Origin of the sequence: Luteitalea sp. (genome assembly GCA_009377605.1) — a bacterium.
In the GTDB taxonomy this organism is placed as follows: Bacteria; Acidobacteriota; Vicinamibacteria; order Vicinamibacterales; family Vicinamibacteraceae; genus WHTT01.
In genome coordinates this window covers 1-12,109 of record WHTT01000135.1, presented here as the reverse complement: position 1 = coordinate 12,109, position 12,109 = coordinate 1, and the positions used below count along the sequence as shown (strand labels likewise).

Annotated in this window: 7 protein-coding genes and 1 pseudogene; 6 read left to right on the top strand and 2 right to left on the bottom strand. The window is 63.2% G+C overall.

Going from position 1 to position 12,109, the window contains the following annotated elements; translation table 11 throughout:
- The 5 genes from GEV06_26575 to GEV06_26555 all read left to right on the top strand — a co-directional run.
- A partial coding sequence (locus GEV06_26575) for a serine hydrolase (GenBank protein ID MPZ21428.1) occupies positions 1-239 on the top strand: 239 nt, incomplete at its 5' end.
- Positions 240-805: 566 nt separating this feature from the next.
- Positions 806-3,817, top strand: coding sequence for a beta-propeller fold lactonase family protein (locus GEV06_26570; GenBank protein MPZ21427.1), 3,012 nt, complete (start codon positions 806-808; stop codon positions 3,815-3,817).
- 173 nt (positions 3,818-3,990) lie between these two features.
- Complete coding sequence (locus GEV06_26565; GenBank protein ID MPZ21426.1) at positions 3,991-6,798, top strand: TonB-dependent receptor; 2,808 nt, start codon at positions 3,991-3,993, stop codon at positions 6,796-6,798.
- A gap of 86 nt (positions 6,799-6,884) precedes the next feature.
- Positions 6,885-9,362 (top strand): beta-propeller fold lactonase family protein, encoded by a 2,478-nt coding sequence (locus GEV06_26560; GenBank protein ID MPZ21425.1) that lies wholly within the window; start codon positions 6,885-6,887, stop codon positions 9,360-9,362.
- Positions 9,363-9,599: 237 nt separating this feature from the next.
- A complete protein-coding gene (locus tag GEV06_26555) occupies positions 9,600-10,547 on the top strand; it encodes an amidohydrolase family protein (GenBank protein ID MPZ21424.1) in 948 nt (315 codons plus the stop codon).
- Between the two features lie 141 nt (positions 10,548-10,688).
- Here the strand turns inward: GEV06_26555 and GEV06_26550 are convergent, their stop codons facing one another.
- Entirely contained in the window at positions 10,689-10,928 is a 240-nt protein-coding gene (locus tag GEV06_26550) for a DUF86 domain-containing protein (GenBank protein MPZ21423.1), read from the bottom strand.
- 25 nt (positions 10,929-10,953) lie between these two features.
- Positions 10,954-11,233, bottom strand: a pseudogene (locus tag GEV06_26545) (nucleotidyltransferase).
- Between the two features lie 161 nt (positions 11,234-11,394).
- On the opposite strand from GEV06_26545, the gene GEV06_26540 reads away from it, so the two are divergent.
- A complete protein-coding gene (locus GEV06_26540; GenBank protein ID MPZ21422.1) occupies positions 11,395-11,871 on the top strand; it encodes a PQQ-binding-like beta-propeller repeat protein in 477 nt (158 codons plus the stop codon).
- Positions 11,872-12,109: the final 238 nt, after the last annotated feature.

Genomic DNA, 12,109 nt, shown 5'->3' with positions numbered 1-12,109 from the left:
TCGCGGTGGCGGTCGACGGTGAGCTCGCGTGGGCCGAGGCGCTTGGGTGGGCGGATCTCCAGGAGCGCGTACCGATCACGCCACGAATGCCCTTTCGAATTGGCGGCGTGTCCAAGCCCATGACCGCGGCCGCGGTGGGCCTGCGGCATCAGCAGGGGCTCCTCGACCTCGACGCCCCCGTGCAGGAATACCTGCCGAGCTTCCCCGAGAAGCGCTGGCCGCCCGGCTGCGATTCCTGAACTTACGGTTATCCGACAAGACGCTTTCGGGTTCCTGCTTAGAAAACGCCATCGTGCTGTTCCTTTGACGCCGTTGTTGAACAAGACTTGCCGAGCCAGCTCGGCCAACGCTTGCGGCGAAGGCATCGGCACGGTGAGGAGCCCGGCCTCCCGTCTCTGCAGCACGTACTGGTTTCTGTCGGACATGCCATGACTTCCCGCGCCTGATCACCAGAATCGCGTCGGCCTGAGCCTCGACCTTCACGCCTGTCCCGGCTTCGAAGGCCGCGCGCGGTCGCGGAGTAGACCTGCCCGTATATCGAAGCGAAGAATCGACTGACTCGACTGTGGGCTGCGACTCGACAGTTACCTCTGTTCAACGCCGGTACGAGCCAAACCATGTCCCTCGCTTGTTTACAGACGGTTGTCTCGTTGGTCGCCGTACGGTCACACACCAGGCATATCGTTCGATGCACTCGGCATTCCGCAGAGCCTGGGTTCCCGTTACATCTGCGATCGGTCACCTTGAATTGTGTCCGTTGCGTCGCTCGAGAAGTGGTCCGACCTCAACTTAGAAAGGATTCACCATGAAGCGCTCAGTGCTACATCTCGCATTGGGTCTGCTCACGTCGGCGGCATTCATTACGCTGCCTGCGCAAGCCCATCTACAGGAACGTGAGAACGATCATCAAGATCGGGATTTGCAGCATCGAGACCGTGATCGTCGCGACCGCAACCAAGGTGATGATGATCGTAGGAAGCGGCATCGCGTCGTTCAGCTCCCGAGCGGCCAATTCGTCACGCCGACTGCTCTCCGCCATGCGGCCCAGCAGTATCTAAATCCTGGCTTGCCTGACTACCCCGATTTCATTGCAGGCGAGGCCGTGCGGTCGCAGCTCAGCCCGGACGGCACGACGCTGGCGATCATCACGGCCGGTCAGAACTCGCTCTACAAGCCCGACGGTACTGTCGACGTCGACGCCTCGACGCAATTCATCTTTCTCTACGACGTGGAGGATGACCACGAAGCCAGGCCCGTTCTCAGGCAGGTGCTCCAGCAGGTGAACTCCCACGTGGGACTCGTCTTCGCGCCGGACGGTAACACGCTGTACGCAGCGGGCGGCGCCGACGACGCGGTCTACGTCTACACCAAGTCCGGGGACACCTTCGAGCCCGCTCCACCGATCGCACTGGGTCACGTTGCCCCTGGCGCCACCGGCAGCGACCGCAACAAAGGCGTCGGCCTCGGCGTGCAGCCCAACGCCAGTGGTATGGACATCTCGGCCGACGGGAAGACCCTGGTTGTGGCCAACAACTACAACGACTCGATTAGCGTGATCGACACGGCCTCGGGCCTCGTCCGCTACGAGCACGATCTGCGCCCGTATTTCCCCAACAATGAGGGAGCGGAGGGAGACAAAGGCGGCACCTTTCCTTTCGGCGTCGTCATCAAGGGCAACGGCACCGCGTATGTGTCATCGGACCGCGACCGAGAAGTGGTGGTGGTCGACGTCTCCTCTGCCAACGAGGGCCGCCTGATCGAGCGCATCAAGCTCGACGGCAACGCGCTCGGGATGACGCTCAACGCATTGCAGCCGAGGCTCTACGTGGCGCAGGACAACGCCGACCAGGTTGCGGTCATCGACACATTGAGCAACCGGGTGGTGGCCAAGATCGATGCGCGCGCTCCCGCCGGCATGCTGCCCGGGAAGCACACCGGCGCCGGAACTTCTGCGGTGACGATCTCTCCGAACGGACGCACGCTCTACGCCGTCAACAGCGGATCGAACTCCATCGCTGTGATCCCACTGGTCGGGTGGAAGGCGAACCGGGTGACCGGTTTGATCCCGACCGCCTATGAGCCGCATGACCTCACGTTCAGCGCCGACGGATCGCACATGTACATCGTCAGCGGCAAGAGCGTCACGGGACCGAACCCCAACCACCTGTCCGGCGCGACGTCCGACATGACCAGCATCGAGTATCCGGGTGGCAATGACGCCGCAGAGGCCGCGTCGCGAGCGTCGAATGAATACCAATTCCAGTTGGAGCGCGCATCACTCGTCAGCGCTCCCGTGCCGACCCCGCATGGGCTGGCGGAGTCGACACAACAGGTCGCGAGAAACAACTTCTACATGACGGAGGACAGTCGGCGAGATGCCAGAGTAATGCGCTTCCTCAGGGAGCGCATCAAGCATGTGATCTACGTCGTGAAGGAGAATCGCACCTTCGATCAGATACTGGGCGATCTGACCAACGGCGCGAAGGCCGACCCCAGCCTCACACAGTTTGGCGCAGCCATCACCCCGAACAATCACGAACTGGCCACCGGATTCGTGACGCTGGACAACTTCATGAACCCTGGCGACGGGAGCATGGACGGCTGGTCATGGTCCCTGCAAGGACGTGTCACCAAGACCGAATCGCTGACGCAGCAGATCAACTACGCTGCCGTCAACCGCGGCCTATCGTATGAGTCCGAAGGCAGGAACCGCAACGTCCCGGTCAACTTCGCGACCGTGGCTGAGCGCGACGCCGCGTCCGGGCCGGAAGGCACGACGAACTACAGTGATGCGTCGGCAGATCTCCCCGGTGGTACCACGAATCTGCTGGCCGGAGCCGCCAATCATGCGTCGACCGACGCACCGTTCGGCACCGAGGATGGCTATATCTTCAATGCCGTGCTGCAGGCTGGCGGAACCGTGCGTAACTACGGCTTCCTCGTAAACAACATCGGCAGCATCGGCACCCAGGACGAGCCAGTTTCCGATCCGTTCGCTGCCGGCATCGTCCAGGTCGCTCCCTTGGATCCGGCGCTGGCGCCCTTCACCGATCTCTACTTCCGCGGCTACGACCAGGCCTATCCGGATCTGTGGCGTTACAACGAGTGGAAACGGGAGTTCGATCAGTTCGTGGCTAATGGAAATCTGCCCAGCCTGTCACTGGTCCGCATCAGCCACGACCACATGGGCAGTTTCGGGAGCGCGCTCGGCGGCGTGAACACGCCCGAGACGCAGCAAGCCGATTGCGACTACTCCATGGGCCTGATGGTCGAGGCCGTGGCGAACAGCCCCTATGCGGCCGACACCCTGTTCATCATCATCGAAGACGACGTGCAGGATGGTCCCGACCACGTGGATTCGCATCGCGGCACGGCGTTCGTTGTTGGCCCGTACGTGAAGCAGGGCGCGGTGGTCAGCACCCGCTACAGTCAGGTCAATGCGCTGCGCACCATTGAGGACATTCTAGGCACCGAGCACATCAACCTGAACACCGCGTTCCAGCGGCCAATGACCGACGTGTTGGACATCCGCTCTTCCGGCACGTGGACCTATACCGCCGAGGCTTCGACCGCTCTGGCGACGACGACGCTGGGGTTGGCGGAGACGGGCAGCGGCGTGAGGTTCGCGGCGGGACCCACCGTTACACCTAAGCACGACGCCGCGTACTGGGAGAAGGTCACGGCCGGTTTCGACTTTTCGGAGGCCGACCAGGTGCCAACGGCCCAATTCAATAGGGTGCTGTGGAAAGGCCTGATGGGCGACAAGCCGTATCCGATCCCGCGAAACAAGGTCTCAGCCACAAGAGAAGAGAACTGATCGCGAACCCCTCTGCTGCCGCGCCATGGAGAACCGCCTGCCGCGGTTCTCCACGGCACCTGCTCTCTGGATCGAGCGGGTCTTCTCTATGGACCTGCGGCGTGATGGAACTGATCAGCCCCCACTGTCCGCTGCGATGTAACGAGCACACACTAACGTGAGGGGCATGTTTCATGTTCGTTTTTCGATACGTCTCTGCCAGGCTGTTGTCGGGCGCTGTTGCGGTGCTCGTGGGTGTCTTGTTCTCGACTGCCGAGATCCGCGCGCAGACCGAGCGGCGGGTCGTCGTCGTCGAAGAGTCCGGCGGGACGATTGCCGGAGCGCAGCTCCTGGTGCGCGGCGCGAGCGGCGTGGTGCTGCAGCAGGCGACCACGGGCTCAGACGGCGCGTGCACCATCGCCGGGCTGCCCGAGGGACGCTATTGGCTCGAGGCTTCTGCACGCAACTTCCAGGTGCATCGGAGCACTGTCGAGCTCGCGGCCTCGGAAGCGCCGCCCGTTCGGATCGTGCTCACGCTGGCTGGCCTTCAGAGCAATGTCACCGTGACGGCCGAGCGCGGCACGGTGGCCGACATCGAGGAGACCTGGCCTGTCGTCACTGTCCGCGGCGCCGACGATTTCCATAGTCGGCCGCTCGCCACCATCGGGAACGCGCTCGAAGGTGGCACCGGAATCATGACCCAGCAGAGCACCTACGGGCAGGTGTCGCCCTTCCTGCGCGGGCTGACCGGATACCAGGTGCTCAATCTGATCGATGGGGTGCGCTTCAACAACTCGACGTTTCGGTCCGGTCCGAATCAGTACCTCGCGTTCGTCGATCCTTCCCAGGCGCAGCGGGTCGAGGTCATGCTGGGGCCCGCCAGCTCTCAGTTCGGGAGCGACGCGCTCGGCGGCGCGATACAGGTGCTGACGCCGTCACCGCTGTACGCGAGCGGCGGGCGGCGACGCCCGAAGGGCACCGCGAACCTCTTCGCCGCGAGCGCTGACCAATCCGCAGGTGCGGATGCCTTCGTCTCCATCGCGGGCAAGTCCTTCACGACGAGCGTCGGCGGATCGGGACGGAGGTTGGATGACCTGCGAGGCGGCCAGGGTCGGGATTCCCATCACGTGCTTCGACGGCTCTTCGGACTCTCGGACGACCAGATTGAAGGCGTCACCGGTGCGCGCCAGAAGGGCACCGGTTTCACGCAATCCGGCTTCTACGCGAAGGCGACCGGCCACCTGGCACACCAGCAGAACCTCACATTCTGGTACCAGCACAGCGACATGGACGATGTGCGCGGCTACAAGGACGTGTGGGGCGGCCTCGGTCGCCTGCGTTCGGACTTCCAGCCGCAAGGCCTCGACTTCTTCTACACACGCTACGAAAAACTCGGTGTCGGAAAGCTCGACTGGCTGAGCGGGACCTTTTCCATCAATTCACAGCGCGACGGGTCGATCCGGCAGGGGCTGCGATCGACCGATACGATCGTCCAAGACGACGTGGGCGTCGATGCGTTCGGGTACGCCGTGCAGGCGGGCGCTCATATTGGCCGGCGGCAGACCCTCGTCTTTGGCGGAGAGGGTTATGACGAACGGGTCGACGCCGTTCGGAACGAGACAGACCCCACGACCGGCGCCGTCGATCAGAAGCGCGCGCGCTATCCGAACGGATCGAGGTATCGGACGACAGGCGTCTTCGTGCAGGACGTCGTCGATCTCGTGCGGGGCTCGGATCGAGGCGCGCTGAAGCTCAACCTCGGCGGACGCTTCACGCGCGTCGACGCCGACACCTTCGCGGCGCAGAACGTGAGTGCGGCTGGCGAGAGCCTCGGAGTCGTCGATTCGTCGCAAAGCTATCAGGATTGGACCTACAACGCCGGGCTGAGCTGGCAGGCCACGACGCTGCTCACCGTGAATGGGCTCGTGGGCCGTGGATTTCGAGCGCCCAACCTGAACGACCTCGGAGCGCTCGGCCTGAACGATCTCGGATACGAGGTGCCTGCGTCTGCCGCGCTGGACGCGGGGAGCTACATCGGCTCCAGCGACGGCGAGGACGCCGTGTCCAGCGGCGTACGGGTGCAGCCGCTCGAGGCGGAGCGCCTGTTCAACTATGAAATGGGCGTCACGCTGCGCTGGGATCGCTTGTACGCTCGCGCGAACGTCTTCGACGCCGAGTTGAAGGATCCGATCGTCAGGCGCTCGATTCTGTTTCCGTTGGATAGTCCCCCAGCGACACTGGCTGGGCTGCCGGTTACGCCGATCACGCCGACCGCGGAGCAGCAGGCGCAGGGCGTCGTTGGCGTGGCGAGCGCCTTCGACCCGAGAGCCGTGAAGGCGTTCGTCAACGACGGGGCGGCCCGCTACTACGGCGTTGACGCGCTTGTCAGCTATCGGTTCTCGACGCGATGGCTGGCCGAAGGCAACTACTCGTACCTCATGGGTCACGATCTGAATCCGACTCGTCCGGTTCGTAGGCTTCCGCCGCAGCAGGGTTTTCTGTCGATTCGCTATCAACCGGGCGGACGCTTTTCATGGGTGGGCGTCACTGCGTATGTTTCGGGAGCCCAGGAGAACTTCAGCGGCGGCGACCTCACAGACGAGCGTATCGGCGCGGCACGCCGAAGAAGCGACATCTCAGACTTCTTCCAAGGCGGATTGATCCGTCCCTATCTGATTCCGGGCGGCGACGGGCACTATGGCACGGCTGACGACGTCTTTGCGCCGACGCAGGAGACCGTGGCGCAGATTCAGGACCGCGTGCTCCCCCTCGGGTCGACCGTGAACGGCGTCACGGTCGTCGACGACGCCACGCGCGTTCCGCTTTACACGCGCACGCCGGCCTTTCTGTCGGCAAGCGTCGGAGCCGGCGTGACGCTCGCAAGGAACCTTTCCCTCAAACTGTCCGTAAGCAACCTGTTTGATCGAAGTTACCGGGTGCATGGGTCGGGCGTGGATTCCCCGGGAGTGAGCGCCTACGCTTGTCTGAGCGTGTTGTACTAGCCCACTATTGTGCCCGCCACTCGGGTGAGCAAGAGAATTCAGGCCATCGCGCTTGTGCTCGGATTCAACACAACAGGAGGTCCCGGATGAAACGCTTGGGCATCGCGCTCGTGTTCGTTCTGCTCGCCGGCGGCGTCTGGAGAGCCGTCGACAACTTCCGCATGAAGCACCCCGCCTCGGGCCACGAGATCGCGGTACCCGGACAGAACGGTCCGAACGCGCTGCTCCCGAGCGGATGGAAGACGACGCCCGCGGGCCGGCAGATGCGCTCGGGCGACATGATCCTCTCCGGGCAGGTGAGCCCTGACGGCGCTCTGTTCGCGTTCACGAACACGGGCTACACCGGCCACGCGCTGCACATCGTTGGCCTCGCCACGGAGAAGGAGATCGTCACGTTCCCGCTGGAGATGGCCTGGAGCGGACTCACCTTCAGTCCCGACGGCAAGCGGATCTTCGTCTCGAGCGGTGCCGGTTATCCCTTCGGCGACATCTTGTATTTCGATCGCTGGGACAACGAGGGCTGGAAGGCAGGGCGCTCGGGCTACACGCTCCATGGCGCGTCGAAGGACAAGACCGCGGTCTCCTCTCTCACCGTGTCGGCCGACGGCAAGCTGCTGTACGCGCTCAACAACTCCGACGAGCACCTCTATATCCTGGAAACGTACGGCGGCCGCGCGGTCGCTCGCCTGCGAGTGGGAGACCATCCCATGTCGGCGCGGCTCTCGAAAGACGGCAAGACGCTGTACGTCGCGAACCTCGGCAGCGCGAACGTGGCGGTCGTCGACGTCAGCGATCCAAGCCGGCCGGCCGTCACCGCGACGCTCGCGACCGATCCGCATCCGAATGACCTCGTCGTCACCGACGATGGACGCCTGTTCGTCTCGTGCGGCAACACCAACAACGTGATTTCGTTCGATCTGAAGACCGGCCAGCGCCTGGAGGTCATCAACACGGCGCTCGGACCCAAGGCTCCCGCCGGTAGCACGCCGAACTCGCTGGCCTTGTCGCCTGATGGGGAGATGCTGTATGTCGCCAATGCCGACAACAACTCGGTCGCCGTCATCGAGGTCGAGGAGCGCGGCAAGAGCACGCCGCTTGGCTTCATCCCCACCGGCTGGTATCCCACTTTCGTGACCACTACAGGCGATGGCAGACGTGTCATCGTCGGCAGCGGCAAGGGCACCGGCACCGGACCCAATCGCGTCAAGCGGCCAATCGACACGCACGCGCCCGCGGTCAGCTTCCAGCACCACGGCAATCAGCTCAACGGCCTGCTCTCGTTCATCGACACGCCCGACAAGCGGCGGCTCGCCACTATGACGAAGCAGGTGTACGACAACGCGCTGTACCGGGACGCACTGCTCAAGACGTCGGGTGCGAGCGCCGAGTCCGTGATTCCGACGAAGGTGGGTGATCCGTCGCCGATCGAGCACGTGCTCTTCATCATGAAGGAGAACCGCACGTACGATCAGGTGTTCGGCGACCTGCCGCAGGGGAACGGCGACCCGAGCCTCACGCTCTTCGGCGGCGACGTCACGCCGAATCAGCATGCGCTGGCGGAACAGTTCGTCCTGCTCGACAACCTGTATTGCAGCGGCGAGGTCTCACAGGACGGTCAGCCGTGGACGACGTCGGCGTACGCCACGGAGTTCACGCAGCGTGCCTGGACGCTCAGCTACTCACGCCACGGAAGCCTCGACACGAGCGGAGGCATTCAGGAGCAGTCGACACCTTACATCTGGGAGCTCGCACGCGAGCACGGGCTGAAGGTCATGACGTTCGGGATGGGAGACCGCCGCGGTGTCGCCGAGGTGCGCAGCGAGCGCTTCGATCGTCCCCCCGCCGACCCAGAGTTGCGCCGCGCCCGCGACTACGAGCGCGCGGACCGCTTCATCGAAGAGTTCCAGGAGATGGACCGTGAGGGCGCGGTGCCGAACTTCATGTTCATGTCGCTCGGCGAGAACCACACGAGCGGCACCAGGCCAGGCGCGTACACGCCCAAGGCGGCGGTCGCCTCGAACGACGTGGCGGTCGGCAAGATCGTGGAGGCGATCACGAAGAGCCGCGTCTGGTCGTCCTTCGCCATCTTCATCATCGAAGACGATGCCCAGAATGGGCCGGACCATGTGGACTCGCACCGCACGGCCGGTCTGGTCATCAGTCCGTACGTCAAGCGGAAGGTGATCGACAGCACGATGTACTCGACGGTCAGCATGCTGCGTACCGTCGAGCTGCTGCTCGGTCTTCCGCCAATGACACAGCACGATGCGGCCGCACCGCCCATGGTCGGCAGCTTCATGGCCAAGCCGGATCTTTCGGGCTTCACTGCTCTCCCGGCCAGAATCGATTTGATGACGAAGAACCCACCGCAGGGGTACGGCGCGGTCGCCTCGGCGCGCATGGACTTCAGCGAGTACGATCGCATCGACGAAGACGCGCTCAACCGCATCCTGTGGCACAGCATCAAGGGTGTTGATGTCCCCTACCCGGCTCCCGTGCGCCGGGCCTTGCCCACGCCCTACGGCCTGTTCCGGTTCCCCAAGGTCGACGCCGACGACGACTAGGAGCGGAGGCACCCAGCGCAGGGCCACACGAACCGAGCGCCTACAGATTTGGCTGAGCCAGCACGCTCGGCGCCGCGCCGTGCACCGGATTGCACCGGCTGCCGGTTCTGGTAGCGCTTCCCAGCGACGGTTGCGCTGCAATCGCAGCCTCACGTTGCGGCTGCCACGTGCGCTCTCGAATGCCGTCAGGGTGCGCGTGCCGAACTCTTCCATTCATCGATGATAGGCTGCCATCCCATGTTACGCTCGTTGTTTGCCATCCTTCTTGCCATCGCCGGGATCGCATGGGTTCAAGAGGTTCCAGCGCCAACCGTCGATCATCACCAACATCTCTTCAGCCCCGCGACACGAGTACTGTCGCCGACCGTGAAGCCGGTGAACGCGGACGATCTCATCGGGTTCCTTGACGAGGCCGGAATCCGTCGGGCGGTGGTACTGTCGATTGCGTACCAGTACGGGAATCCCAACCGGCCAGCAGTTGAAGATGAATACGCGAAGGTGAAAGCTGAGAACGATTGGACGAGCGTCCAGGTGGCCCGTCATCCGGATCGCCTCCGCGGCTTATGTGGAGTCAATCCGTTGAAGCCCTACGCTGTCGCGGAAATCAAACGCTGCTCCGCCGACCCGTCGCTTCGGTTTGGCATCACACTGCATTTCGGCAACTCCGACGTCAACCTGCTCGATGCGCGGCATCGCAGGCAGCTCGAGACCGTTTTTCGCACAGCGAATCAGCATCGGATGGCGATTGTGGTTCACATGCGCTCGACGGTGAGCCTGAAGAGACCATACGGAAAAGCACAGGCAGCAGCCTTTCTGGAACTGTTTGAAGCTGCGCCGGACATGCCGGTGCAGGTCGGCCACCTCGCAGGAGCGGGCGGATACGACGACCCTCAAGTTGATGAGGCGCTTGAGGTGTTCGTCGACGCCATCGCCGCAGCAGACGTGAGGACGAAGAACCTGTTCTTTGATGTCTCGGGTGTTGCCGGCCTCGGAGACTGGATGGGTAAGGCACACGAGATCGCCGCGCGCCTCCGCCAACTCGGCCTCGAGCGCCTCCTGTACGGGTCCGACGGTACTGCCGATCTCCTTCGACCCCGAGACGCATGGGCAGCATTCAGCAAGCTGCCGCTTTCCGCAGAGGAGTTTAGAGTCATCGCAACAAACGTCGCGCCGTATATGCGATAGCCGAGGAATCCGCATCAGCCCATGTCTACTCGCAACGCTCTCGATATTCGAATAGCTGGCCGGTGCCAATCACCGCATGGGAGGCCTTTCAAGTAGGGCCGTCACGGCTGGCTTCAGCGTAGGCAGATCACGCTCAACGACTCACCAGACCAGTGTGAGATCCACACCGAAGTAATCGTGCGTCAGACGATCGCGCATTCCGGCGATCTGCTTCCACAGTATTTCCGGACGACGCTCCCTCGTAGTAGCGGAGAGTTGCTTGACGGCTTCGCCAATGATTTCGAGCTTCCGAATGACGGCATCCTGACGCATTCGCTCCGCCATGAACGTGTCGCGGCCTGCCGATGTGTACCCTTCGATGTCGATTATTGCGTCGCGAATGTGACGAGGTATACGCGCTCGTCCTTCACAGTGGTCGCGACTCCACCAGGATGCGGTCGCGCAGCGCTGGGTGCAGACTCGCGCGGGTCAACACGTCGACCCTGCGGTCGAGCAGCTCTTCGAGATCCTGACCAAGCCCCACGATGTCCAGCAACGAACGGTCGGGATCCATGTCCACGAGGAGATCGACGTCGCTGTGCGCGCGGTCCTCACCCACGCGCGACGGAGCCGACCACACGGAGGTTGCGCGCCCCGTACTGCGCCGCTATGCGGAGGATGTCGTGACGTTTCTGCTGCAAGTCCATGGGAATATCGCCCGATCCTCATTGTAGACGAGAGGGTGGGATTCGGTCCCGGCGTTCCCGCTCCCATCAACGGTTTAGGCCCGACCGGAAGCGCCAGAACCCACCAAATCCAAAGGGAGGAACTTCCCACGTCCATAGTTTGTCTATGCACAGATAAGCTTATGAAAGACGCTCAGACGAAGAGCAAGAACGAGCTGCTCCGCGTGCAGGGATCGTTCTCGTCGTCGTCCAGTAAATCCTTCAACAACGAAGTGATGGCGCTCGATCTGCAGAGCAAGAAGCTGCTCTGGAAATACACGCCGAAAGACCGTCAGTTCCCGTTCTACTCGTCGGCGGCGATCGCCGACGCCAAGGTGCTACTCGGCGGGCGCGACAAGATGGTGCACGCGCTCGAGGCGAAGACGGGCAAGCCGCTCTGGACGTTCACCACGCGCGCCCGCGTCGACTCGTCGCCGGCGATCGCCGGCGGCCGCGTATTCGTCGGCTCCAACGACGGCCGCGTCTACGGGCTCGATCTCGCCAGCGGCAAGAACGTCTGGGAATACGAAGCCGCCTCGCCCGTGACGTCCTCCCCGGCCGTCGCCAAGGGCAAGGTCGTCGTCGCCACGGCCGACGGCCAGGTCATCTGCTTCGGATAACGCCAAACGCCAACAGTTGACAGCCTCTCCTCAAAGGGAGGAACTTCCCATTTCCATAGTTCGTCTATGCACAGAGACGCTGATGAAAGAAGCTAAGTACTCTGGTTCATAAGTACGGCAACGTATTCTGCTACGCGGCGACTGAGAGCGCGGTTGCACCACCGTCAAGTTTCCGCATCAGCGCCGCGAGGTCGTCCCTGGTGAATCGCCATTCGAACGGGGTCGCGATGCTCTGGTA

Coding starts and splice junctions, on each gene's coding strand:
- GEV06_26560 (MPZ21425.1), top strand. CDS start 6,885: ATGAAACGCTTGGGCATCGCGCTCGTGTTCGTTCTGCTCGCCGGCGGC.
- GEV06_26540 (MPZ21422.1), top strand. CDS start 11,395: ATGAAAGACGCTCAGACGAAGAGCAAGAACGAGCTGCTCCGCGTGCAG.
- GEV06_26565 (MPZ21426.1), top strand. CDS start 3,991: ATGTTCGTTTTTCGATACGTCTCTGCCAGGCTGTTGTCGGGCGCTGTT.
- GEV06_26570 (MPZ21427.1), top strand. CDS start 806: ATGAAGCGCTCAGTGCTACATCTCGCATTGGGTCTGCTCACGTCGGCG.
- GEV06_26555 (MPZ21424.1), top strand. CDS start 9,600: ATGTTACGCTCGTTGTTTGCCATCCTTCTTGCCATCGCCGGGATCGCA.